This window comes from Proteus columbae (assembly GCF_002777965.1).
Lineage (GTDB): Bacteria > Pseudomonadota > Gammaproteobacteria > Enterobacterales > Enterobacteriaceae > Proteus > Proteus columbae.
Genome location: NZ_NGVR01000026.1, coordinates 34,575 through 61,102 on the forward strand (window position 1 = coordinate 34,575; position 26,528 = coordinate 61,102).

22 protein-coding genes are annotated in these 26,528 nt (G+C 39.4%); 13 read left to right on the forward strand and 9 right to left on the reverse strand.

Going from position 1 to position 26,528, the window contains the following annotated elements:
- The first annotated feature begins 877 nt into the window (after positions 1-877).
- Positions 878-1,195, forward strand: a complete 318-nt coding sequence (locus CBE70_RS13580) for a hypothetical protein (RefSeq protein WP_100159756.1) — start codon at positions 878-880, stop codon at positions 1,193-1,195.
- Positions 1,196-1,277: 82 nt separating this feature from the next.
- Here CBE70_RS13580 and hemY read toward each other — a convergent pair whose 3' ends face one another.
- The 4 genes from hemY to hemC are packed head-to-tail and all read right to left on the reverse strand — an operon-like array spanning position 1,278 to position 5,467.
- Positions 1,278-2,498 carry a protoheme IX biogenesis protein HemY gene (gene hemY / locus CBE70_RS13585; protein ID WP_100159757.1) on the reverse strand — a complete coding sequence of 407 codons (1,221 nt, stop codon included), beginning with the start codon at positions 2,496-2,498 and terminating at the stop codon, positions 1,278-1,280.
- A gap of 4 nt (positions 2,499-2,502) precedes the next feature.
- Positions 2,503-3,771, reverse strand: coding sequence for a uroporphyrinogen-III C-methyltransferase (hemX, locus tag CBE70_RS13590; protein ID WP_100159758.1), 1,269 nt, complete (start codon positions 3,769-3,771; stop codon positions 2,503-2,505).
- Between the two features lie 20 nt (positions 3,772-3,791).
- Positions 3,792-4,529, reverse strand: coding sequence for a uroporphyrinogen-III synthase (gene hemD, locus CBE70_RS13595; protein WP_100159759.1), 738 nt, complete (start codon positions 4,527-4,529; stop codon positions 3,792-3,794).
- On the reverse strand, positions 4,526-5,467 hold the full coding sequence (gene hemC, locus CBE70_RS13600) for a hydroxymethylbilane synthase (RefSeq protein ID WP_100159760.1): 942 nt from the start codon (positions 5,465-5,467) through the stop codon (positions 4,526-4,528). Before hemC ends, hemD begins: the two co-directional genes overlap by 4 nt.
- Before the next feature lie 997 nt (positions 5,468-6,464).
- Here hemC and CBE70_RS13605 point away from each other — a divergent pair.
- Positions 6,465-9,059: a class I adenylate cyclase gene (locus tag CBE70_RS13605; protein WP_100159761.1), complete on the forward strand. Its 2,595-nt coding sequence runs from the start codon at positions 6,465-6,467 to the stop codon at positions 9,057-9,059.
- Between the two features lie 68 nt (positions 9,060-9,127).
- On the opposite strand, the gene cyaY is transcribed toward CBE70_RS13605, so the two are convergent.
- On the reverse strand, positions 9,128-9,445 hold the full coding sequence (gene cyaY / locus CBE70_RS13610) for an iron donor protein CyaY (protein ID WP_088494024.1): 318 nt from the start codon (positions 9,443-9,445) through the stop codon (positions 9,128-9,130).
- A gap of 79 nt (positions 9,446-9,524) precedes the next feature.
- On the opposite strand from cyaY, the gene lptM reads away from it, so the two are divergent.
- The 7 genes from lptM to CBE70_RS18300 all read left to right on the forward strand — a co-directional run bounded on the left by lptM (position 9,525) and on the right by CBE70_RS18300 (position 15,772).
- The gene (gene lptM, locus CBE70_RS13615) at positions 9,525-9,692 is read left to right on the forward strand and encodes an LPS translocon maturation chaperone LptM (protein ID WP_071788576.1); all 168 of its coding nucleotides are present in this window, start codon (positions 9,525-9,527) and stop codon (positions 9,690-9,692) included.
- Between the two features lie 41 nt (positions 9,693-9,733).
- Entirely contained in the window at positions 9,734-10,558 is an 825-nt protein-coding gene (dapF, locus tag CBE70_RS13620) for a diaminopimelate epimerase (RefSeq protein ID WP_099076350.1), read from the forward strand.
- A gap of 25 nt (positions 10,559-10,583) precedes the next feature.
- Positions 10,584-11,294, forward strand: coding sequence for a DUF484 domain-containing protein (locus CBE70_RS13625; protein ID WP_100159762.1), 711 nt, complete (start codon positions 10,584-10,586; stop codon positions 11,292-11,294).
- A complete protein-coding gene (gene xerC / locus CBE70_RS13630) occupies positions 11,291-12,214 on the forward strand; it encodes a tyrosine recombinase XerC (RefSeq protein WP_100159763.1) in 924 nt (307 codons plus the stop codon). The genes CBE70_RS13625 and xerC overlap by 4 nt, the downstream gene beginning before the upstream one ends.
- The gene (yigB, locus tag CBE70_RS13635; protein ID WP_100159764.1) at positions 12,214-12,930 is read left to right on the forward strand and encodes a 5-amino-6-(5-phospho-D-ribitylamino)uracil phosphatase YigB; all 717 of its coding nucleotides are present in this window, start codon (positions 12,214-12,216) and stop codon (positions 12,928-12,930) included. Before xerC ends, yigB begins: the two co-directional genes overlap by 1 nt.
- A 144-nt stretch (positions 12,931-13,074) precedes the next feature.
- Complete coding sequence (uvrD, locus tag CBE70_RS13640) at positions 13,075-15,231, forward strand: DNA helicase II (protein WP_100159765.1); 2,157 nt, start codon at positions 13,075-13,077, stop codon at positions 15,229-15,231.
- Positions 15,232-15,376: 145 nt separating this feature from the next.
- Positions 15,377-15,772: a hypothetical protein gene (locus CBE70_RS18300; RefSeq protein ID WP_157926012.1), complete on the forward strand. Its 396-nt coding sequence runs from the start codon at positions 15,377-15,379 to the stop codon at positions 15,770-15,772.
- An 11-nt stretch (positions 15,773-15,783) separates the two neighbouring features.
- On the opposite strand, the gene rarD is transcribed toward CBE70_RS18300, so the two are convergent.
- Both rarD and CBE70_RS13650 read right to left on the reverse strand, forming a co-directional pair.
- The gene (gene rarD, locus CBE70_RS13645) at positions 15,784-16,677 is read right to left on the reverse strand and encodes an EamA family transporter RarD (protein ID WP_100159766.1); all 894 of its coding nucleotides are present in this window, start codon (positions 16,675-16,677) and stop codon (positions 15,784-15,786) included.
- Between the two features lie 145 nt (positions 16,678-16,822).
- A complete protein-coding gene (locus CBE70_RS13650; protein ID WP_100159767.1) occupies positions 16,823-17,290 on the reverse strand; it encodes a thioesterase family protein in 468 nt (155 codons plus the stop codon).
- Positions 17,291-17,523: 233 nt separating this feature from the next.
- Between CBE70_RS13650 and pldA the strand changes: the two genes are divergently transcribed.
- The 4 genes from pldA to yigL all read left to right on the forward strand — a co-directional run bounded on the left by pldA (position 17,524) and on the right by yigL (position 22,179).
- Entirely contained in the window at positions 17,524-18,399 is an 876-nt protein-coding gene (gene pldA / locus CBE70_RS13655) for a phospholipase A (protein ID WP_100159768.1), read from the forward strand.
- 114 nt (positions 18,400-18,513) lie between these two features.
- Positions 18,514-20,343: an ATP-dependent DNA helicase RecQ gene (gene recQ, locus CBE70_RS13660; protein WP_100159769.1), complete on the forward strand. Its 1,830-nt coding sequence runs from the start codon at positions 18,514-18,516 to the stop codon at positions 20,341-20,343.
- Between the two features lie 18 nt (positions 20,344-20,361).
- A complete protein-coding gene (pldB, locus tag CBE70_RS13665) occupies positions 20,362-21,366 on the forward strand; it encodes a lysophospholipase L2 (protein WP_100159770.1) in 1,005 nt (334 codons plus the stop codon).
- Positions 21,367-21,378: 12 nt separating this feature from the next.
- Positions 21,379-22,179, forward strand: a complete 801-nt coding sequence (gene yigL, locus CBE70_RS13670; protein ID WP_100159771.1) for a sugar/pyridoxal phosphate phosphatase YigL — start codon at positions 21,379-21,381, stop codon at positions 22,177-22,179.
- Between the two features lie 69 nt (positions 22,180-22,248).
- Here the strand turns inward: yigL and mscM are convergent, their stop codons facing one another.
- Both mscM and asd read right to left on the reverse strand, forming a co-directional pair.
- On the reverse strand, positions 22,249-25,584 hold the full coding sequence (mscM, locus tag CBE70_RS13675) for a miniconductance mechanosensitive channel MscM (RefSeq protein ID WP_100159772.1): 3,336 nt from the start codon (positions 25,582-25,584) through the stop codon (positions 22,249-22,251).
- A 22-nt stretch (positions 25,585-25,606) separates the two neighbouring features.
- Positions 25,607-26,503 (reverse strand): archaetidylserine decarboxylase, encoded by an 897-nt coding sequence (gene asd, locus CBE70_RS13680; RefSeq protein WP_100159773.1) that lies wholly within the window; start codon positions 26,501-26,503, stop codon positions 25,607-25,609.
- Between the last annotated feature and the right edge of the window lie 25 nt (positions 26,504-26,528).

Here is a 26,528-nt window from a genome sequence, read left to right on the forward strand (position 1 = left end):
ACTTCTACTTCTACTTCTACTTCTACTTCTACTTCTACTTCTACTTCTACTTCTACTTCTACTTCTACAAGCCGCCACTCTTATCCAGATTTTTTATTTCTTGTTATATGTTCCAGATAAGAAAACCAAAATGATGTTTTTAACGCAAATGCTATCTTTGTCACTTAAGGGTTATTAATAATTTAATTTATTGCCGAATTTTAATCTTCATAAAAAGATGAGTTAAATACGTAAAATAATTGATTTTAACTATATGAAATATAAGTCTTTTATTTTATTTGTCGGTAAATGCCAACACTCGCTATTTTTAATGTCTCCAATAGGAGACATGTAATCTATTGATTTTAAATGGCTAAATAGTTGATGTGTTTTTCTTGTCGTGAAAAAGAGACGTATATCAGACCCTATATTTTCTTTTCTATTTAGCAATAGCATGGTGAAAGCATAAACCACGGCTTCTTTATCATTGAAAATGAGTAAAGCCAGAAAGGAAAACCAAAATTCAATAAGTTATCTTATACTTTTTAGCGATAGGGGATATTTTTAACAAAAAATGAAAAATTGGCACGCTAAATGCTATATGTATATTGTAGATGCTCATTCCACTCCTTATGACAGCATATGGCTTCATAAACCTAGGAATGATGCAGAGCCGATTATTCGGTGCCTACGTCCACGTTAACGATGAACATCATTCATCATCAACAGGACGAAACGTTGAGTGAGGCACCATCCGTCTGTAGACCTGATTGTATATTTATGCGCCTGTATAGTTTTATACAGGCGTTTTTTTATATATCAATCACACATCCATTTTGTATTCACTGCATTATCACGCTATTATCCAGCGCAAGGGTAGATTGGAGATAGCATCAATATGATAAATAAACAAAAAGCATATCTTGCACAAGAAAAGCTCTTTCTTATAGAGAAGTTTGGCCCATTATTGTTCTTTTTGATCCCTCTTATCATGCTTATTATTGGTGGCAAATCATGGGCTAAATATGTGGCTTTTCTTTGTCAGGGGATCGCTCTGATTTATATCGTAGTGTTTTATCACGCGAGAAAACATTACCTGTCATTTAAGCAAGAAAATCAAAAGGGAATACCCACTCGCTTTTATCGTATTGCTTGGGTGTATGTGTTTTTGACTTTATGTGTAGAAGTGATGTTGTTATTTCAACGTGGCTTTTAAATCACATAAAAAAACCCTCAATAAAGAGGGTTTTTAGAACCGTTGATTAAACGATTTATGATCACGTTTTTATCGAATGAGTTTATTTACTTTTTTTAGGCTCTTCAAAAATGACAGGATCCTTTTTCAGTGTCATTAATAAAGCATCTTTACGCACTTTCGCCGACTCTTCAGATTTCCTCTGTTTATCTAATACATCTGCAAGCCACGCAAAGTCATGAACATCGGGGCGTTGTTTTAACGCATTACGAAAAGCCTCTTCAGCTTGAGCCCATTGTCCTTGTTGCATTGCTATCTGACCTAATGTGCTATTGAGTAATGGCGTTGGTCCATGTTGTTTAATTAATGTATTAAGCACCTTCATAATAACATTGGCATCTGTATTTTTTAAACGAGGCAATAATAAGATCAAGCGCTCATCATATTGGCGTTTAATACCGTCTAAGATGATCGTTTGAGCTGTATCCGGATCGTTACACTCAATAAGATGTTCAGCCAAAACAGCACGCAATGCATTATCGTGATGTACTTTACGCGGCTGTGCTTTCCACCAGTTTTTCAGTCCATCACAGCCATTTTCGGACATCTTTTGTCCCATAATACCGATATAGGCTTTTTGGCGTAATTGCTCTAGTTCATCATCTGTGTGTAATGCAATTTTTTGCATGGAAGGAATGATATCAAGCAGTGCTTGCCAAGCTGCTGTTCGTGTATAAGCGACTTCTGCAAGACGTAACACTTCTGGATGGCGTGGCGCTTGGTTTAATAACTCATCAACCCCAGTACGCGCCGCATGATTTTCGTTTTGTGCTAATAAAATACGCACTCGTGTGATATCAACAGGAAGCTGATTGGTATCGGCAAGTTCAGCTGCACGTTCAAGGTGTTGCTGAACGCGGAATTCATCACCACGTTGTTGTGCGGCTTCAGCGGCTAACAGGTAGTTTACAACAGGCTGCTCTGCATAATCTGCATTACGGCTCATGAGTTTTTCAACTTCTTTAAAATCACCTTCCGCTAATTTCATTAATGCCATGCTGGTTTGTTTGCGTGCCCGATTACGTTTACGGAAAGAAAACCAACTATATGCTTTTGAGCCAGTACCAATAAAACGGCGATAACTCCAGCCAATCAGCAACAATGCTAATTGTAGTAAAACAAACATAATGACAAGGCTGGTCACGCTGGTTTCTATATCCCAATCATCAGTTTGTATAAGTACATAACCTTGATGGCCTGCCAATAGTGGGCCAAAAATGATGCCCGCAATAAGCACCACAAAAAGGAGCAGTATTTTTAACATAAGCTTATTCTCCTTGTTGTGTTACTGGTGTGTCACCAGTTACGCTATCAGCTGCCGCATCTTGTACGCTTTCTGATGCATTATGTTCAGATTCTACAGCTTGGGCACCTTGTGCTTCAACAGCTTGTGCTTCAGCAACTTGTGGCTCTGCATACTCATTTTGTGCCAGTAAATTGCGGATTTGCTTTTCTACACGTTTTTCTAGCAGTGTCTGGCTCTTCAATTCTGATGGCATTGCAAGCGTAATAGGTTGTTTCTCTAATTCAGAAACAGTATCTAAAAATGCGGTTGTACTTGGATCAGAGGTATCAAAATAAGCTCGTACCCAAGTGGATACCGCTTCCAGAGATTGCTGATAAGTTTCAGTTTGATGACGAGGTATGGCTTGAGAAGCAATTAATAAACGTGAACGGATATTCTCACGTAAATAGATATCTTGATTCGGTGCTAATAAAGGAACAGCTGCAGTATCACGGCGACGAATGGTAATAAAATCATCCATAAAGCTTTTCCAGCTTTTGCTTAGATTCTGTTTCCAATCAGAAAGTGAACCTGAAATAGTTTCGTCGTTTTTATCCATTGGTGAGCCATTACGCTCAAAGCCAGCTAAACGGAGATTATCTATCTGATTTGCTAACTGATTTAATTGTAAGATGATACCATCATTATCAATTTTGGTGAGAGCAGCTAAATTACTGATATCTTCATTAATAGCACGACGGATCTCAAGTAAACTCGGATCGTTCATTTCCGCTAAGCTACTATCAGCACCTTTTAGTAGGCTCACCGCGGTCACAACATCTTGATCATTCCATAACTTACGGCCTGCCATTTTTACCATAAAATCGGCTTGTGCTAATAGCCAACTTTTGACATCTGCACTGGAAATAGCGGCAAAGCGTGTTTGTAGATCTTGAATTTGACGCTCTGTTGTTTGGCGTTCGTTTTGTAATTTATCGATAGTCTGTTTTTGTGAATTAAACATGCTATCAATATTATCAAAGCGTTGTTGATACGTATTTTGGAGTTGTTGTAATTGGGTAAGCTCAGATTTGAGTGATTGATTTTCTACACTCAGCTTTGATGCTTGTTGATTGGTGTAATAGTAAAGGCCACCACCGATTGCCAAAATAACAAGGATAGCAACAGCACTTCCAATTAGACCTGAGCGCTTGTTATTAACAGGTTTGACTTCCTGATAGCGGACATTCTCATCAGCTTTAGCTGCATTTTTTGGCAAGTCATTATCATTTGTATTTTTCTGTTCCGTCATATCGGCGTCTCATTTAGGTTCTATATTAATGCATGAAATAAAGCATCATTATTGGCACTTTCAGCAACGGTGACGGTTTCCCACCCTAATGTTCTTGCTATTGTTGCTAATCGTTCACTGACCACAAGTAAATGGCAGTTTAACAGCCATGCTTTTTTAGATTCAGCGACCAGATCAAAGAGTTGTTGTAACATTTCACCGCTAGTGACAACAAGCGTATCAACCTGTGCTTTTTCCCATTGAAGCGCAAAATCTTCAGGGGAATAATGAATAAATAGGCGTTGGTAACATTCGCATTCATCAACGATTGCGCCTCGTTGACTCAATGTTGTTGCGAGTAAGTCACGACCACCGTTACCTCTAAGCAGTAATATTTGCTTGTTTTTCACCTGATTAAGCTCAGGAAGGTCAAGAAGATCTTCACTGGTTTCTCCTTGCTCAGGGTAGCAAATTGGAAGACTACTTAAATGTTGGAAATCTTTCGCTGTGCTTTGACCTATCCCATAATAGGATAACGTATCTGGCCATGATTGTTGTAATTGATTTAGCTGCCAGTTTGCGTATGACACCGCATTTTTAGAAAGTAAAAATACACAATCACCCGCCCTTAATCCTTTTAGTTTAGCATCTAATAAAGAGAGTTCACGACCTGCGGTGATCTCTATTAAAGGTGCTTGAAAGGCTGTTTTGCCCGCATCAATTAAACGCTGGGTTAATGCCTTTCCTGCTGGGTTGGGGCGAGTAACTAAAATACTCATGCAGGGGTGCTGCCTTGATACACTGCCGTTAAAATAGCTCGAGCACCTTTATCTAAAAGCTCTTCAGCCAATGAGATACCGGCGGTTTCAGCATTTTCTGGGGCAACTAAGCGTTCACCACGTAAAATAGTTTCGCCATCAGGAGAGCCGACTAAAGCACGTAACCAAATTTTGTCACCTTGCCAAATGGCATAGCTTCCAATAGGAACTTGGCAACCACCTTCAAGACGAGTATTCATTGCACGCTCTGCTTTAACGCAAATGGCGGTACGTGAATGATTGAGAGCGTCTAATAGCTGGCGAGTTTCATTGTCATCTAAGCGACACTCAATTCCTACCGCACCTTGCCCAACTGCGGGTAAAGATTGCTCAGCAGATAATGGTGTGCGAATACGTTCGTTAAGACCTAAGCGCTTTAAACCAGCAACAGCAAGAATAATAGCATCGTAATCACCATTATCTAATTTCCCTAAACGAGTACCTACATTACCCCGTAAATCACGAATAATTAGGTCTGGGCGCTGTGCTTTTAATTGGCATTGGCGGCGTAAACTGGATGTGCCAACAATACTACCCGCAGGAAGTTCTGCTAAAGAATCATAATGATTAGAGACAAAGGCATCACGAGGATCTTCGCGTTCACAAATAGTAACTAACCCTAAGCCTTCTGGGAAATCAATAGGAACATCTTTCATAGAGTGAACGGCAATATCTGCACGCGATTCAAGTAGAGCAAGTTCTAACTCTTTTACGAATAGCCCTTTGCCACCTACTTTAGCTAAAGGTGTATCTAAAATGATGTCACCTTTAGTGACCATCGGTACTAATTCGACGACTAAACCTGGATGAGTAAGTTGTAGTTGTTCTTTCACATAAAGTGCCTGCCACATAGCAAGAGGGCTTTGGCGGGTAGCAATACGGATGGTACTTTTTGACATAATAGTATTATCTCTTCCGAGCGATTAGCGATATTTTTGTTTAGAAATAAGGCATTGTTTTAACACTTTAAGGCTCAATTTTCCAGTTAAGGCGCTTTGTGTCGTAATAACAATGAAAGAAATGAGGCCATCATCGAAAAAGAAAAAAAGAAAGAGAAAATAAAAAATAAGTAAATTATTGGTGGATACTATCGAGTTTAGTTATTTTCAGAATTTTATTCTTTTTATATCTATATAAAAAGTGTGGTTATTTACAAAATTAAAACATTAAGTTAATTTCATTAACATTTTGCAAGTGGGAAGTGAGATAAATATTATGTTTAATCTGAACATATTGATAAAACAACCATTATTTTAAATTTACTTATCTTTCTTATTATTCTTCAATATATAAAAACACGATAAATTTTAACAAAACTATTATTAAATAAAAGAAAGAAAAATAATGAAAATAGAGAAAAGAATTTAGTCTTAAATTAAATAAATAATTAATAAAAATTAAATATTATTTTAAATATTATTATCGCAACATTAAAAATAGAATTCTTATTTTAAGTATAAAAATAAAAAACAATCAAAAAATAGAAATAATTCATTATTATCAATCAGTTGTTTTTATTTTTGCTTTTTTATCTATTTTTTATGTTTTGTCAAAATTTATTTTCAGTTCCATCATTAAGTAAACAGGGGTTTTTGTGGGGTAAAGGGAGGATTGAGAGATTTTTTTTATCATTTTTTTTATAAATAAAACAATTTATCTTCATGATTATAAAGATATTTATTTGATGGCTTTACACGATTAAGCGCTTGAATATCACTTTTAGATCTTGGTGCTATATTTTGAGTTCCTCTTTACGCCTTGCGCTCAAGGTGTTAAATTGATCACGTTTCCGAGATTTTGTTAGTAAAGTTTTATCTATTAATATTACCTAACTCAACCTTGGTCACTTATAAACTCAGATTCTACTATCTTCTTAGTATTGTTCAGGCGAAACTCTTGTATCTTTATATTGAAACACTGAAGCAACGGCTGGATGCGATTAATCAACTCAGACTGGAACGAGCATTTGCATCGATGTGTGATGTTTTTAAACAGGTCTATGGTTTAATTCCTGTTTTATTGCATTACCACCATCCTGAGTTGCCCGGCTACATACAAGGAAATGTTCCTCACGGCACATGTTTCTTTGAACCTGATGACATGCAACGTCAATGGGCGAATAAGCTGGTTAACGCATTATGTGATGATCCGATGGATGGATACGCCAATGGAGAGTTGCCAATTACTGGCATCTATTCAATGGGGAGTACCTCTTCTATTGGTCAAAGTCACTGCTCCGATATTGATATTTGGGTCTGCCATCAATCATGGCTAGATCAAGATGAACGCGCACTTTTACAACGCAAATGCCAATTGATTGAACAATGGGCTGGCGAACTAGGCATTGATGTTACGTTTTTCTTGATTGATGAAAATAGATTTCGTCACCATGCAAGTGGTAGCTTAGGTGGAGAAGATTGTGGCTCTACCCAACATATTCTTTTACTTGATGAATTTTATCGTACAGCAGTACGCCTAGCAGGTAAGCGCTTGCTATGGGCGATGGTACCTATTGAAGAAGAACATCATTATGACGAATATGTTAACTCCCTTTATGCTCAAGGTGTATTAACGCCAAATGAGTGGCTAGATCTAGGGGGACTCGGTGAACTTTCTGCTGAAGAGTATTTTGGCGCCAGTTTATGGCAACTCTATAAAAGTGTTGATTCACCTTATAAAGCCGTACTAAAAAGTATTTTATTAGAAGCTTATTCAGCGGACTACCCTAATGGGAAATTGCTGGCATTAGAAATGAAACAACATCTACACCGTGGCGAAATCGTTAATTATGGTTTAGATGCTTATTGTATGATGCTTGAGCGTGTCACTCGCTATTTGGTTTCTATCAATGATTTAACTCGTCTTGATCTTATCCGTCGCTGTTTCTACCTGAAAGTGTGTGAAAAATTATCTAACGAAAAAACACAAAACGAACCGGAAGGTTGGAGACGACAAGTCTTATCGCAATTGGTCACTCAATGGCAATGGGATAATGAGCGTTTAACAGTACTCGATACGCGTGATAGTTGGAAAATCGAGCGTGTGCGTGATGCACACAATGAATTATTAGATACGATGATGCAAAGCTATCGTAATCTTATCCGTTTTGCGCGTCGTAATAATTTAAGTGTCAGTGCAAGCCCGCAAGATATTGGTGTCCTAACACGTAAACTTTACGCAGCGTTTGAAGCATTACCCGGTAAAGTTACACTAGTTAATCCACAAATCTCACCAGATTTATCAGAGTCACATTTAACCTTTATTTATGTACCACAAGGTCGAGCAAATCGTAGCGGATGGTATTTATATAATCGTGCCCCTGATTTTGAAAATATTGTTGGACATCAACCATTAGAATATAACCGCTATTTAAATAAATTAGTGGCATGGTCTTACTTTAATGGGCTGTTAACAAAAGAGTCTCGAGTTTATATTCATCAAGGAGAATCCTCTTGTGATGAAATTAAACTGCATGAATTAGTTAGGGATATGTCGAGCCATTTCCCAATTCGTTTACCTGCACCAACGCCGAAGGCACTGTATAGCCCTTGTGAAATTAGACATCTCGCGATTATTGTCAATTTAGAAACCGATCCAACAGAGAGTTTTTCTGATCAAGTGGTTCACTTTGATTTTAGAAAACTAGATGTCTTTAGTTTCGGTGAAAAAGAGCAGTGTCTTATTGGTAGCATTGATTTGTTGTACCGTAACTCTTGGAATGAAGTTAGAACCCTTCATTTCAGTGGTACACAATCTATGTTGGAATCGTTAAAAACGATATTAGGTAAAATGCACCAAGATGCGGCTCCTCCTGCCTCTGTTGAAGTATTTTGTTATAGCCAACATTTACGTGGTTTAATCCGTACTCGTGTTCAGCAGTTAGTCTCAGAATGTATTGAATTGCGATTATCAACGAATCGTTTAGAGCCGGGCCGTTTTAAAGCTTTACGCATTGCTGGGCAAACGTGGGGATTGTTCTTTGAACGCCTCAATGTGTCGGTACAAAAATTAGAAAATGCTATCGAGTTTTATGGTGCGATTTCATATAACAAGCTTCATGGATTGCCGGTTAAATTAGATAAGGATGCCCGCTATTTACCTGCGGTGATTGATGGTTTTGCTTGTGAAGGGATTATTCAATTCTTCTTTGAAACCACAGAAGATAATAATGTCTTTAATATCTATATATTAGATGAAGCAAATCGCGTTGAAATTTATTCCCATTGTGAAGGTAGTAAAGAAGAGTTAGTGAAAGATGTTAGCCGTTTCTACTCTTCATCTCATGATCGATTCACATACGGCTCAAGCTTTATTAATTTTAATCTGCCACAGTTTTATCAGATTGTGAAAGTGGATGGATCAACTCAAGTGTTACCTTTTGCAGGCGGATCCTTTGGTAAATTATCCGATCTGGGTAGTAAAGAAACTCAACCTGAAATGAATATTGTTGCTCACGGATTTACAGATTATAAAGCGGTGCAACACTCTTAATTAAGTACAAGCCAATAAATACAAATGGGAGCTTTGATGGCTCCCATTATTGTAGTTAAGCGCGCTTCTTAGAAAGAAAATGCTTCCCCACTTTGTTCTGTTATTGCTTGTGCTAGCATGGTTAAAAATTCACCGCCACTTCTATCACAAATCCATTGTTCATCTTTCCAATCAAAGTGATAGCCACCAGAGCGTGTCGCTAACCAAACTTGATGAAATGCTTCCTGGCGATTAATAATAATTTTGCTATTATTTTCAAAGGTTAATGTCATTACACCGCCATTGATTTCACAATCAATATCTGCGTCACCTTCATAATTATCAATAGTTTGTTCTATTTCTGACAAGAGTTCGTCAGCTAATTGGTGAAATTCACTGTCGTTCATCTTCATTTCCTATTTGCTTTTCGAGATCTAACTGCGATTATAGAGGATATTAACCAAATAAATGACAGGCAGATTTCGAATGAAAACGTATTTACGTTGCACTCTTGCTATAATAACACTGATTTCTCTTTCTGGTTGTGGCTTGAAAGGCCCTCTTTATTTCCCTCCTGAAGATACTCAGGCAAAAATGACACAGTCATCCCAGCCAACCCAGCAAGTTGAGAGCGCCTCAACTCAGACCAATTAGTCAATCTTAGAAACGGTAATTTCGTTTCAGGCAGGGGCAAGATGCAATTTTCAAAAATGCATGGTCTTGGCAACGACTTTATGGTGGTCGATGCTGTGACTCAAAATGTTTATTTTTCACCAGAATTAATATGTCGATTAGCGAATCGCCATACTGGTGTTGGATTTGATCAATTATTAGTGGTTGAAGCACCTTATGATCCTGAGCTCGATTTCCATTATCGCATTTTTAATGCTGATGGAAGTGAGGTTGCACAGTGTGGTAATGGTGCCCGTTGCTTTGCCCGATTTGTGAGATTAAAAGGTCTTACAAACAAAAGAGAGATAAAAGTCAGTACGCAGTCTGGCAGAATGACCTTACATGTTATGGACAATGACGACGTGTGCGTCAATATGGGCGAACCTGAATTTGAACCTCAAAAAGTCCCTTTCCGTGCACAAAAGGCAGAAAAGACCTATATTATCAGGGCAATGGAACGCACTGTATTATGTGGTGTAGTTTCAATGGGAAATCCTCATTGCGTGATTCAGGTTGAAGACATTAAAACAGCAGAAGTTGAGTTGTTAGGGCCTGTGTTAGAGCAACATGAACGTTTTCCTGAACGTGCTAATATTGGTTTTATGCAAATCGTAGACAGAAGTAACCTTCATTTGCGGGTATTTGAACGTGGTGCAGGTGAAACAAATGCCTGTGGAAGCGGGGCTTGTGCAGCTGTGGCAATTGGTATTTCACAAGGTTTATTAGATAAACGAGTGAAAGTCACCTTACCGGGTGGATCGTTGCTAATTGAATGGAAAGGAGAGGGTAACTCTCTTTATATGACTGGGCCTGCGACACATATTTATGATGGGATCATTCAGCTATAATATTATTTTTTGAGAGGCTAACTGTATGACGGATAAAAATGAGCAGTTCTGTTGCCCTGAAACCAACGAACTTAATGATCAACAAGTGATCCGTTACCTCAGGGAACATCCTGGTTTTTTTATCCGTAATGCAAGCTATATTGGGCAAATGCAAGTTCCTCATCCCGTCAGAGGAACCGTTTCTTTAGTCGAATGGATAATGTCACGTCAACGTAACCGCATCCATTATCTTGAAGAAGATATGCGTTTGTTGATAGAACAAGCCTCTGAAAATGAAGCACTGTTTAGCCAACTCTTATTATTAATTTCTGAACTATCCAACAGTGCTTCTCTTCACGAAATGCTAGAACGTTTAAACCTTTGGGCTAAAGGATTAGGGCTTTATTCAGTTCAATTACGCCTATTTACCGATCGCTGGCAATTACAGCCACCTTTAGATGCACAAGATCTTCCATTATCTCGTCAAGCATTTGAACATTTTCGCATTCAACGTATGGGCGATGATAATCACTATTTAGGTACATTAAATGGGCAAGAGATAATGCTATTGATGCCTAATGTGCGACGCTCTGGTTCCGTTGCGCTTTCATTGTTAGGGCATTATGGCGATTTGGGTGTGATTATTTTTAATAGCCGAGATAACCAACATTTTCAGGAAGGGATGGGAACAGTAATGCTGGATAAGCTCGCCCATATTTTACCAGAATTATTACTTCGTTGGATTGCAAGGCAATGAATCAACCAATAGATATTCCAGAAACACTCTCTACCACTATTGAACAATTCCTGCGTTATATCCAAGTTGAACGCCGATTAAGCCCTGTCACAGTAGAAAATTATTATCGCCAACTGACTGCATTAGCGCAAATGATGGTGGCGATGAACATCACACAATGGATATCACTTGAAAGCCAACATGTACGCATGTTATTAGCGAAAAGTCATCGTAGTGGGTTACAACCGACTAGCCTTGCTTTGCGCTTTTCGGCGTTACGTAGCTTTCTTGATTGGCAAGTGGCACAAGGAATGTTAGACGTTAATCCAGCAAAAGGCATTCGCACACCTAAATCTGGTCGTCACCTTCCTAAAAATATGGATGTCGATGAAGTTAGCCAATTAATGAATATCGACTTAAAAGATCCTCTTTCTGTTAGAGATAGAACCATGCTGGAAGTGATGTATGGTGCAGGATTACGTCTGTCAGAACTGGCTAACTTAAACATTAGCGATATCGACATGAATGAAGGTGAAGTTCGTGTTTTAGGTAAAGGAAGTAAAGAACGAAAAGTCCCGTTGGGAAGAAAAGCGCTAGAGTGGTTACAAAATTGGTTTCCGATGCGAGAGCTCTATGCACCTGAGGATAAAGCTGTCTTTATCTCAACCCAAAGCGGCAAGCGTTTATCTGTGCGCAGTGTACAAAAACGATTTGAACTTTGGGGTATTAAACAAGGACTAAGTAGCCATGTGAATCCTCATAAATTACGCCACTCGTTTGCCACACATTTATTAGAATCTAGTGGTGATTTACGTGCTGTACAAGAGTTATTAGGGCACGCTAATTTATCGACCACACAAGTTTATACCCACTTAGATTTTCAGCATTTAGCGAAAGTCTATGATGCTGCTCATCCGAGAGCTAAGAGAGAAAAATCATAATGCGCTTTTATAGAACTCTGACGCCAATTGCAGCGATGACTTTTGATTTAGATGACACGCTGTATGACAATGTGCCAGTGATGGATAAAACAGAAAAAGAGACGCTGGATTTTATTCGTCAATATGATCTACGTTTTAATCATTTCACAGAAAAAGATGTGAATGCCTATAAAAAACCACTTCTAGAAAATAATCCTGATATTTTTCATGATATTACGCAATGGCGTTGGCTTGCGGCTAGAAATATGTTGTTAGATTACGGTTATAGTGAAGCTAAAGCACAGCAAGGTGCTGATGAAATTATGGCGCACTTCGCTTATTGGCGTAGCCACATTAATGTGCCTAAAAATACCCATCAAGTTCTCACCGAATTGGCACAAAAAATCCCATTAATTGCGATCACAAATGGTAATGCAAACCCATTAAGTTGTGGTTTAGGGCAGTATTTTTCACATATTTTAAAAGCGGGCCCCGATGGTCGCTCTAAGCCTTATCCTGATATGTTTGATAAAGCCTCCTCACTGTTAAATCTTCCACATGAGAAAATCCTACATGTGGGTGATCACCTTGTAACAGATGTTGAAGGTGCCGTTAATAGTGGATTACAGGCGTGCTGGATTAACCTTGATAACCGTAGTTTGTTTGAAGAAGGTGAAACCAGAGTCATGCCACATATTGAAATTACAGACTTAAGCAAACTGATAGAATTGGTTTAATGTGATATTCGGTAAGAATGACACAGATTAACGAGGCTAAAAAAGGCTTTATTTTGCATAGCGTGTAAATTCCTGTTAGTTTGTTACTTACTCTCTATTTCTGTATATATCCACAGTATTTTCTTCACTAAATGATTGGTAATTATGGACGTCTCATATCTGCTAGAAGGCCTTAACGATAAACAGCGCGAAGCTGTAGCCGCACCTCGTATTAATATGCTGGTGTTAGCTGGCGCAGGCAGTGGTAAAACACGGGTACTGGTACATCGTATCGCTTGGTTATTATCTGTTGAACAAGCTTCACCTTTTTCGATTATGGCTGTGACGTTTACCAATAAAGCTGCTGCCGAGATGCGCCATCGTATTGAAGACTTAATTGGTACAAGCCAAGGCGGTATGTGGATTGGTACTTTCCATAGCCTTGCTCATCGTTTATTACGCGCACATTATCTTGATGCAAATTTGCCACAAGACTTCCAAATTATTGACAGTGATGATCAATATCGCCTTATTCGCCGTATTGTTAAGTCAATGGATCTTGATGATAAACAATGGCCTGCACGCCAAGGTATGTGGTATATCAACGGTAAAAAAGATGAAGGTTTACGACCACAACATATTCAAACTTATGGTAATCCTGTTGAAACAACCTGGTTGAAAGTGTATCAGGCATATCAAGAAGCTTGTGATCGCGCGGGGCTGGTGGACTTTGCTGAGCTTTTATTACGTGCTCACGAACTCTGGCTTAATAAACCTCAAATTTTAGAGCATTACCAAAATCGCTTTACCAATATCTTGGTTGATGAATTCCAAGATACTAACCGTATTCAATATGCATGGATAAGAATGTTGGCGGGTCAAACGGGTAAAGTGATGATTGTAGGTGATGACGATCAATCTATTTATGGCTGGCGTGGTGCACAAGTTGAGAATATTCAAAATTTCTTAAATGAATTTCCTGGCGCAGAAACTATTCGTTTAGAGCAAAATTATCGTTCTACTAGTAATATTCTAAAAGCAGCGAATGCGTTAATAGCAAATAATAGTGACAGATTAGGCAAAAACCTGTGGACTGAAGGTGCAGAAGGTGAGCCTATTTCGCTGTATTGTGCTTTTAATGATCTGGATGAAGCGCGTTATGTCGTAGGTCGAATTAAGCGCTGGCAAGAAGAAGGTGGTGCGTTAACAGAGTGTGCCATTCTTTATCGTAGCAATGCTCAATCTCGTATAATGGAAGAGGCATTATTACAAGCTGCGATGCCATATCGTATCTATGGCGGTCAGCGTTTCTTCGAGCGCCAAGAGATCAAAGATGCACTCTCTTATATGAGATTAACGGCTAATCGCCATGATGATGCTTCTTTTGAACGAGTTGTGAATACACCAACACGGGGTATTGGTGATAGAACATTAGATATTGTTCGCCAAGTCGCAAGAGATAACCAAATTACCTTATGGGAAAGTGCATTGCAGGTTATCGAACATAAAATGCTAGCAGGACGTGCAACTGCTGCAATTCAACGATTCCTAGAACTGATTGAAACCCTCGCTTCTGAAACGGCAGATATGCCATTACATGTGCAAACAGACCGAATTATTCGTGATTCAGGTTTAAAAGCGATGTATGAGCAAGAAAAAGGTGAAAAAGCACAAGCTCGTATTGAAAACTTAGAAGAGCTGGTCACAGCAACTCGTCAATTTAGTTATCAAGATGAAGACGAAGATTTAATGCCACTGCAAGCGTTTCTTTCACACGCTGCATTAGAGTCAGGCGAAAGCCAAGCTGATGCATATCAAGATGCCGTGCAGTTAATGACACTTCACTCGGCTAAAGGGCTCGAATTTTCACAAGTCTTTATTGTGGGTGTTGAAGAAGGCATGTTTCCAAGTCAAATGTCACTAGATGAAGGTGGACGTTTGGAAGAAGAGCGTCGTTTGGCTTATGTTGGAGTCACGCGAGCAATGAAAAAGTTAACACTCACTTACGCTGAAAATCGTCGTTTATATGGAAAAGAAGTAAGCCATCGTCCTTCTCGTTTTATTGGTGAGTTACCTAAAGAGTGTGTTGAAGAAGTCCGTTTACGCGCAACAGTTTCACGCCCTGTTAATCACAGCCGTTTAGGAACGCCGATAATCAGCAATGATACGGGTTATTCGCTTGGACAACGTGTGAAGCATCCCAAATTTGGCGATGGCACCATTATCAATATTGAAGGTAGCGGCGAACATTGCCGATTACAAATCGCTTTTAATGGTGAAGGTATTAAATGGCTGGTGGCAGCATTTGCTCGACTAGAATAATCTTCGATTAGAGTGAATTAGCATTACCGCAATATAAAAAACACCCTTACTTACTTGATAGATAAGCTGGGGTGTTTTTTTAAGGAAAGTTCAAATTGGTTACTTAATAATCTCGTTATCTATTTTTACTTAACGGGATTAATTGATGAAACTCTCTAGCGTATTTTTTCATACCTACTCTTTTGTCACACCTTGCACGCGAACTTCTTCTGTCTCTTTTTCTGATAATGAATTATCGGTCGAAAATACTGAGGAAATCCTGTGTGATACTTATCATCCTAGCGAACCTATCAATACATTTGAAGAAGATTTGTATTGTAAGTTATTGAGACACCAGCGTGATTTTGTTCCTCGTATCAATCTCTATTACAGTGTCGTGACTAACCATATTCAATTGATTAATAATGCAATATCAACGCTATTTAGGCGCTCACATCGCTATGTAAAGGAGATATCAAAGAGTGCGCATTCATTAAAGAAGAATAAAAAGAAAAAACTCTCTTCCGCTTTTACACAAATCAGTAATTTAGCGGAAGAGTGAGTCTTAGAGATCTAGCTACGTCTTAAACGGCGTTGTGTATAAAGAGCATCAAGCGTAAAGAGGATCAGTGCAACCCAAATAAAGCCGAAGGTGACTAGTCGTTCTGCATCAATTTTTTCGCCATATACCATTGTGGCAAGAATAAACATCAAAGTTGGGCCAATATATTGGAAAAAGCCCAAGGTTGATAAACGCAGATGATGTGCAGCCTCTGTAAAGAGCAGTAGTGGTACTGTTGTAATAATACCGGCTGCAATTAACAAGGTATTTAATGACCAACTATTTTCAAGCATATTGCTAGTCGGTGAATGGGTAAAAAATAAGATATAAACTAATGCGATAGGGAATAGCCATAATGTTTCTACCAGCATGCCTGTTTGTGCATCGACACCCAATTTTTTACGCAGTAAGCCATAAAGGCCAAAAGTCACGGCGAGGCTTAATCCAATCACGGGTACGGAACCAAAGTGCCAAAGTTGAATAAACACACCAGTAAATGCTAAACCTACTGCTACCCATTGCATACGGCGAAAGCGTTCACTCAAGAAAAGCATGCCAAACAGTACATTAACTAGAGGGTTAATAAAGTAACCAAGGCTGGCTTCTAGCATATAGCCGTGGTTAACCGCCCATATATAGGTAAGCCAGTTAGTTGCGATAATGACGGCAGTCAGTGCTAAAAGAAGAATTTTTTTAGGTTGACGTATTAATTGGCGCAAATAAGACCAATGACGACTGATAGTCATTAAAATCAACATAAAAAAGAACGACCATAAAATACGGTGCGTTAAGATCTCTTCTGCGGGCACTTCTTGAATGCTTTTAAAATAGACAGGGGCAATACCCCAGATCAAATAGGCGCCTAAGGCACATAAAACGCCTTTCATCGTGTTTTTCTGGCTCATGCTATCTCTGGAATTGATGGAAAGGAAAAGTGTGACGGGGTTATCATACCCAATGACGTTATCTAATGTGTCATTAGGCATGTATTTTTACAAGTAATTAATACTAATCTAAGCATTATCGCGCACAATGAATTCTAACAAAGGCTTAACCTACGATATAGGTTGCAGTCCCACTCGCAATATGAACTTGTTTTTCATTATGTAATTCAACACGAGCAACAGACACTTTATTGCCACTGCGTAAAATATGGCTACTTGCAGTAAAATATTCTCCCCGTCCCGGTCTTAAATAATCAACGCGTAAGTCGATAGTGCCCATGTTAGCGAGTTTCTGTTCTAACTGCTCTTGGGATATTGGTGCTAAACGTGTTAATGCATTACCAACACAAACTAACCCCGCACTAACATCAAGTACAGAAGCAATTAGCCCACCATGTAAGATACGTTGAGCAATATTACCAACAAGTTTATCCTGATACCGAAACTGAATTTCAGCATAGTCTTGTTCAAAACGAACTAGTTCTAAGCCGATTAATTGATTAAAGGGCATTTTATAAACAAAAATATGACCAATTAGTGTTTGAGCCTCTTCTAATGTTAACTGTTTTTCCATTTTTAGAACCCCTGATATCACGTCATTAAGTTAATATTATGCTAATAATACATAACAAAATCGTAATTGCACATTCGTGCTATAAATATAATGGTGTAAAAATATACGAGATTTAATGGCAATTACGTGTAAAATATGGGCGCTAAAGTGTAATAAAGTACATATATAAGAACTAATTACTAAAGTAAGTACTAACTTCTATATTATTCAATAATGAAACAGGATAATTAACTATGCGTTACATCCGTTCTTTACTTGCGGTGGTTTTATTCTATCCAGCCTGGGGATTTGCATCCGAAATACAAGCATCATCATCTCCTGCACCGCTTGTTCAGGGCAGTATCATTTCTGGTTTATTACAAGAATACGATTCACCTTTTGTTCTTTATCCTTATGAATCCAATTATATTATTTACACTGATACCTCTGATATGAATAAAGAGGCTATTCAAAGTTATGATTGGGGTAATAAGGCTAAAAAAGATGAGGTGAAATTTCAGCTCAGCTTGGCCTTTCCTTTATGGCGCGGTATTGCGGGTGAAAATTCTGTTTTAGCGGCATCTTATACTCAACGCTCTTGGTGGCAATTAAGCAATAAAAAAGAATCTGCTCCTTTCCGTGAAACAAACTATGAACCGCAACTTTTTCTCGGTTGGGCAACAGACTATAAATTTGCGGGTTGGACACTTCGTGAAATAGAAACAGGTTTTAACCACGAATCGAATGGCCGTTCTGATCCCACCTCTCGTAGCTGGAACCGCGCTTATGCACGTTTTATGGCACAAAAAGGTAATTTACAGCTTGATCTAAAACCTTGGTATCGCTTTAGTGAAAGTGCTCAACGTGATGATAATCCAGAGATTAATCGCTATATGGGTTATTACCGCTTAAAAGCAGGCTATCGGTTAGGTGAAAGTGTGATCACTGCGACTGGGCGTTATAACTGGAACAGTGGCTATGGAGCGGCTGAATTAGGCTGGAGCTACCCAATTACTAAGCATGTACGCTTTTATACCCAAGTATTTAGTGGTTATGGTGAATCAATGATTGATTATAACTTTCGTCAGACACGGGTCGGTGTTGGTGTGATGCTTAATGATATGCTGTAATTTTCTCCGTTCTGGGGTAGCATAGCGCTATAAATGATGATGGCACCTTCACATTGGTGCCTTTTCTTTTACTCCTCATCATAGTTTTTATCAGCAGCTTTTCAGAGGAACGGTGTGTCCACAGCAGAAGTTCTTAATTCAATGCCATCAGCACAGGTTATTTTGCGAGAAACCTTTGGTTATCAGCAATTTCGCCCTGGTCAGCAAGAAATCATCCATACCATTACAACTGGGAGAGATTGCCTAGTCGTGATGCCGACAGGGGGTGGTAAATCCCTTTGTTATCAAATTCCCGCATTATTGCTCGACGGGCTGACCGTGGTTGTTTCGCCACTTATCTCATTGATGAAAGATCAGGTTGATCAACTTTGCCTTCATGGTATTGAAGCTGCTTATTTGAATTCAACCCAAACGCGTGAAGAGCAGTTTGATGTTCAAATACGTTGTCAAAAGGGTGAAATAAAACTGCTGTATATTGCCCCTGAACGTTTAATGATGGAGAGTTTTCTTCATCAATTAGTGCAATGGAAACCTGCTTTACTCGCAGTTGATGAAGCACACTGTATTTCACAATGGGGACATGATTTCCGTCCTGAATATCGCGGTATAGGGTTATTAAGACAACATCTTCCTGATGTGCCGATTATTGCACTGACGGCAACGGCGGATAATACAACACGTTACGATATTATTAATCAGCTAGTGTTGCGTGACCCTTTGATTCATATCAGCAGTTTCGATAGACCGAATATCCGCTACACTTTAGTAGAGAAATACAAACCGCTTGATCAGCTTTGGTTATTTATTCGAGGTCAGAAAGGAAAGTCTGGCATTATTTACTGTAACAGTCGCAGTAAAGTCGAAGAAACCGCAGAACGCCTGAGTAAACGGGGATTAAGCATTGCGGGTTATCATGCAGGAATGGAAATTGCACAACGAGCTAAAGTACAAGAAGCTTTCCAGCGGGATGATTTGCAAATTGTGGTTGCCACTGTTGCATTTGGTATGGGCATTAATAAACCCAATGTCCGATTTGTGGTTCATTTTGATATTCCGCGAAATATTGAATCTTATTACCAAGAAACAGGGCGTGCAGGGCGAGATGGGTTGCCCGCAGAAGCGGTATTGTTTTACGATCCTGCCGATATGGCGTGGTTGCGTCGTTGTTTAGATGAAAAGCCCGAAAGCGACCAAAAAGCAATTGAAATGCATAAGCTTAATGCGATGGGGGCATTTGCTGAAGCTCAAACATGCCGACGTTTAGTGTTACTCAATTACTTCGATGAACATCGACAAAATGCCTGTGGTAACTGCGATATTTGCCTTGATCCTCCTAAGCAATATGATGGTTTAGTGGATGCACAAAAGGCATTGTCCTGTATTTATCGTACTGGTCAGCACTTTGGTATCGGCTATATTGTTGAAATTTTAAGAGGCGCGAATAATCAGCGTATTCGAGATTCCGGACACGATACATTACCTGTTTATGGTATTGGTAAAGCGCAAAGCCATGAACATTGGGTGAGTGTGATCCGCCAGCTTATTCATTTAGGTATGGTGACACAAAATATTGTCCATCGCTCTGCATTACAACTGACAGAGATGGCTAGACCGATCTTACGTGGTGAAGTGCCATTACAATTAGCCGTACCTAGATTATTAAGCCCAACAAAAAGCCGTAATCAACAAACAAAAAATACCCATAGACAGTACGATAGAAAATTATTTGCGAAACTACGTAAATTACGTAAGTCTATTGCTGATGAAGAAAACATTCCGCCATTTGTCGTCTTTAATGATGTCACATTGATTGAAATGGCAGAGCAGTGCCCCGTTTACCCTGATGAATTGTTATTAATAAACGGTGTTGGACAACGAAAATTAGAACGATTTGGACCCGCTTTTATGACACTCATTCGTGACCATATTGAGGGCTTCGAATAACGCCAATAAGGAGAGCCAATGACAACCACTCTGTTTAAATATTCGTGGTTATCGCGTGAAAAGCAGTTTTCTGCATTTACGAATGGCGTCTTATTGGATTTTTGGGGGCAACGCGAAGAGGGTGAGTTTGTTGGTGTTGATGGCGCCAAAATTCGCTATGTTCACTGGCGCTCACCATTGCACAATAAAGCACTGGTTATTGCTTCAGGTCGTAGTGAAAGCTATGTAAAGTACCCTGAAGTTGCATTCGATTTCTTTCACTCAGGCTATGATATTTTTCTTCTCGATCATCGAGGGCAAGGGCTTTCTGACAGGCTATTAGAAGATACACAAAAAGGGCATGTAGAGAAATTTAGTGATTATATCGATGATTTCTCGACGTTCGTCGATACAATAGTGTTGCCTTTTCAATATCAGCATTACTTTGCATTAGCTCACTCAATGGGCGGTGCTATCTTAGCCGGATATCTTCTAAAGCAAACTCATGTTTTTAAAGCAGCGGCATTAAGTGCGCCGATGTTTGGTATTAAATTACCCATACCTCGCTGGGTGGCTAATTTTTTAGTTAACCGAGCAGAACAAAGTCAATCTGAAAGAAATAACTACGCGGTATCAACAGGTAAATGGTTTCCACTGCCATTTATCCTTAATGTATTAACACATAGCCATGAGCGATATCGCCGGTATTTACGTTATTATGCTGATTTTCCAGAACTACGATTAGGCGGACCGACTTATCATTGGATGGGGGAAAGTCTAAAAATGGGAGATTGGTTAATTGAACATGCGGGAGAGATTAATACCCCTCTATTAGTGCTCGAAGCAGAGCATGATAAGGTGGTAGATAATCAAGAGCTAAGGGCTTTCTGTGAACGTTATAGTCAGTCCAGAACAAGAGAAGAAAAGCAAAAATTGCCACTGGTGATTGAAGGTGCGCATCATGAAATCTTGTTCGAAATAGATAAGCTACGCTCACAAGCATTAAATGAAATCTGTGAGTTTTATGATAAGCATTTATTTTAATCAGGAATGTGTATGTATTCGATAGTCGCTTCAGATCTTGATGGCACACTGTTATCACCTAATCATGTATTAACTCCCTATACGCAAGAAACCCTGCACCTACTTATTAATAAAGGCGTGCACTTTGTATTCGCAACAGGTCGTCATCATGTTGATGTTGCTCAAATTCGTGATGGATTAGGCATTAACGCTTATATGATAACTTCTAATGGTGCACGCGTGCATAACACTCGTGGCGACCTTATTTTTAGCCAAGATCTTGAGCCTGAAATTGCTTATGACTTGGCTCTTATGGTTTTTGATCACCCTGAAATTGAAACTAATATTTATGCAGGTGACTACTGGTATGTTAATAAGGAGATGCCAGGGGCTTGTGAGTTTTTTCGAGAATCAGACTTTAGCTATGAATTGTATTGTAAAACAGGATTTCCGACCACCAATGTCTGCAAAGTCTTCTTCACCTCTGATGATCATGAGCTATTACTGAAGCTAGAGAATGAAATTAATCAGCACTGGGGTGATAAGGTCAATGTGAGTTTCTCACTGCGTAATTGCTTAGAAGTGATGGCTGGTGGCGTATCTAAAGGTGAAGCGCTAGAAAAAGTGGCTAAGTTAATGCAACACACCGCCAAAGATGCGGTTGCGTTTGGCGACGGTATGAATGACAAAGAGATGCTACAGACAGCCGGTAAAGGTTGCATTATGGAAAATGCGCACCAAACATTGAAAGATTTGCTACCCAATATGGAAGTGATTGGGACTAATGCTGATGAAGCTGTACCTCATTATTTACGTAAATTATACCAAGTGTGATCTCTTCGAAAAGAAAAGGCGAACAACGTAATATTGTTCGCCTTTTTGTCTATTAATTGAATAGATAGATTATAATCCGCCCACTTCTCTTGGTGTTGCTCGCATTGAGCTACGAATTGTATTACCCATCATATCCACTCTTGCTTGGAATGGTGGGAACGGTAATGGGATACCGTGTTCTGCAAAGGCTAAGAGAATATTTTGGTGGATCTCGTGTCTTGCAGGCATTCTATGTCCCATCTCTGCGGCATAAACCCGTAATTCGAAAATCTGAATGCCTTGCTGTAAATCGACCAGATAAACCTCAGGCGCTGGGTTTTCTAAAATCATCGTAGAGCGTTTTGAGGCTTCTAATAACACATTTGTCACTTGCTCACTGTTGCAGTCTGCAGGAGCAGGGATTGTCATTACGATACGGGTGACAGAATCTGATAGTGACCAGTTAATAAATTGCTCTGTAATAAAGGCTTTGTTCGGTACAATAATTTCTTTTCTATCCCAGTCGGTTAACGTAGTTGCCCGTGTGTTGATCTTAGAGATATTCCCCGTCAAATTACGAATTGTCACGGTATCGCCAATACGAATAGGTTTCTCAAACAAGATCATCAACCCTGAAATGATATTGGCAAAGATTTCTTGTAAACCAAAACCAAGTCCGACCCCCATTGCTGCCACTAACCATTGTAATTTTGACCATTCAATACCTAACAACGAGAAGCCCACGATACTACCAATCAGTGTAATGCTGTATTTGGTCATTGTGGTAATGGCGTAACCTGTACCCGGTGTTAAATCTAGATGCTGTAAAATGGCCAACTCAAGTAAAGCAGGGAGGTTTCGAACTAATTGAGTTGTAATAATAATGACGAGGATCGCCACTAAAATAGAGCCCATTGTGATAGGTTGCACCGTATTAACGCCATTCACCGATGAGGTGACATCCCAAAGTCGAATATTATCGACAAAAGAGAATGCAGTGTTTAATTCAGACCACAATAAGATCATCGACACTAATGCAATCATAGTCAGAATAGAGCGAACTAAACCAATGGATTGCGCACTGATAGTATCAAGGTCTATTTCTTGAGCTTCGATTTCAAGTCCTACTGTGCTCTCACCACTGCTCCCGACAATCGTATTTTCATCTTCACCTTTTGCGCGCTGAGCCAGAATTTCTGCACGCTTTTGTTTAGCACGTTCAAAAGCTAATTTCCGGCGCTGAATAAGCATCCATCGCTGAATAATGTGGTAGATAATCAGCAGGGCAAACCAAATGGCGACAGACATTTCTAAACGACCGAGTAAGACAATCGATGTAGAAAGGTAACCTAAGACGGCGGCTAAACCTGCAATAACCGGAGCAAGCAGTAAGAACCACCATAAAATGGTGTTGATCAGGTTATCGCCAGATCCATGTTTATCAAGATAAAGCGGGACGTGAGCTTTTTTAAGGCTAGATGTAATAAAGCTTAGGGCGATACAGAGCAGTAAGAAACAGAAACGACCGACTGTGGGTGCAAATTCTCTATCGCTATAATATTCAAAGGTAATTAATGACATCATCAGTGGAACGATGACAAAAATAGAAAGCTGGTAAAAGCGCATCGCTTTTTTAACACGGCTCTCTTTCCACTTAAATTGAGCAATAAACAGGCCGTTATGACGTGCAAACGTTGCACTTATCATAAATAACCACAGCACAGGTGCTGCGGCTGTGACTCCATATCCAATAGCTCCCGCCATTGGATAACGCCATTCAACACTTTGTAAGCCATAACCTACGGCAGACCATAACAGAGGTAATGGCAGCGCAATTAAAATAGACCAAAAGACAGTGCGTATTGTCAGTGAAAAGTGATCTTGTGTGACTTTACCAATACGGTTGCTGACTCTTTCAAGAAATGCGTTGTAATGTTTTCGAGTGCGCAGGCTAAAGCCCACAATTGATAAAGTGACAAATAGAAATAGGAACGTATCCTGATTTTTAAGCATGCTGACAGCGGCATGACCTAATTGTGAAAAGGTATCTAGCGAAAGTAATCGAGTAATATCTTTGACTAATAAAACTGGATAATTAAATTTGATAGGGCTGATATCAGCAACCCAGAACATATAACGGTTTGTTGCGTCTTTTGTCTCTTTTAACGCATCCGCTAATTGGGTTGTCGCAACTTTTAGTTTTGTTAATTCAAGAATTTGAGAGTCATAGCCGGATAGCAATGAATTCAATAATTCATGGCGTGCTTGGATAAGAGAATCAAAAATATATTGCTGAGCTTCAGGCAATTTAGAGCCATCGGCAGTGTCTGGTGGCTGGATCTTACTTAAGTTTTCCAGCATATCCTCGTAGCCTAAACGCTCAACACGTAACTGAATAATATCTCTATCAAGTTCCTGTGAACGAGGCATTTCTGGTAAGCGGGAAAGCTGTGTTCTTAATGCCTCACCTAATGCTGTCGAGCCACTTAACCACTGTGCTTGTTCTCGAATAGTGGTGAGCGTTTGACGAACTTGCTGTGTCTGTTGTGTGGTAATGCGTTGTTTTTCTGATAACTCACTCATTTCCTGTGTTTGTTTATTCAGGATCTGAGAGAGTTCACGGTTAGTTTGGATCTGCTTTGTCAGAAACTCAGGAAGCTCACCACCTTTCTCCGCTAACATCTCTGTTTTTTCTAATGCCAGATTAGCCACTTCTTGGCGCTTTATATTTAATAAGCTGCGCAATTGTTGTAGTTGCACATCAAGACGTTGATAGCGTTTTTTAAATAATTCTAAGCGAAGGCGAGCAATTTCTTGGCGGTTATTAGCTGAAAGTTGTGCCATTTCAAGCTCATTGACCATCGCTTTACGAGCGGTGACTTCAGCTTGTGTTAGCTTATTTTGTGCTTCTGTCAACGGTGTTGTTGATGTGCTGGTAGCCGCGAGTCTTGTTGTTGCCTCGCTGAGTAAACGGCGCGCTTCAGAAAGCTGTTGGGGTAATAAGTTTAAAGATTCGCTAATTTCTCGGCTTTTATCTTGCTCTTGTTGCTGAAGCCTTGCTTGTTCCATCAATTGGCTACTGATTTGAATAATTTTTTGTTCTAAATCAGGGATGCTAATTTTTTCAGGGATAGTCGGAACAGCATGGCTTTCTTCAAGAAGTTTGCTTCTTAGCTCTTGAGTAATTTGAGGGTAATCATCAATGGTTTTTTGATAGCTATCTGCGTTTGTTTGCGCTTTTTCGCCATCATTAATCCAGTTGATAGTACCTTGTAGCGCCTGAACTGCCTCAATATCTTGAGGATTGGTGCTTCCTTCAAGTTGTTTAATATCTTGACGTAATTTCTCCACATCCGCTGATATTGCAGATGTGCTTAACGAAAGCGTCAAAAATAGCGAGAAGAAAAGACTAATTATCAGGCGCACAAAGGTTACTCCGAATTACGTGTTATTCACTGATGGCATTATTGTCATTACCAGCGACATTGATGATGGAACCTAGTTGTTCCCCCATTAATGTAACGGAGCCATTCATAAGATCTTTATTCAGTTGAACGGTATTTTCTGGGAAAAGGTTGATGACTGTTGAGCCTAACTTAAATCGGCCCATTTCTTCACCTTTCTTCAAGAATATCGCTCCTGCTTTATCCGCTTGAGGATATGTCCAACGTTTAATAATGCCTTCACGAGGTGGCGTTACCATGCCACACCAAACCGTTTCAATACTACCAACGATTGTTGCACCAACTAGAATTTGTATCATTGGGCCAAATTGAGTTTCAAAGAGGCAAATAATACGTTCATTACGTGCAAATAAGTTAGGGACATTAGCCGCTGTTAATGGATTAACAGAGAAGAGATCGCCTGGAACATAAATCATCTCTTTTAATAAACCATCACAAGGCATGTGAACACGATGGTAATCGCGAGGTGAAAGATAAGTGGTAATAAATTGACCATGACGGAATTTATCAGCCAACATAAAATTACCCGCAAGTAATGCCTCAAGGGTGTAATGATGCCCTTTGGCTTGCAGAATTTGATCGTCTTGAATAAGACCTAGTTGGCTGACTGCGCCATCAGCAGGTAATGCAAGTTTGTCATCACCTTCGACAATAGGGCGAGCACCGTCTTTTAATGCACGAATAAAGAAATCGTTGAATGAAGAATAAGCTTGGAACTGGCTGTCTTTTGCTTCATTCATATCGACTTTATATGCTTTAGCAAAGGCTTTGATCGCAAATTGGGTAATTACACCTGCTTTTTTATTTGCAAACCAACCTGCTAGCTGTGTGAGCCATAATTTAGGCAATAAATACTGTAGTTTAATTTTTAGCTTGTCCAAAATGGCAACCTCTGGGATTGAACGA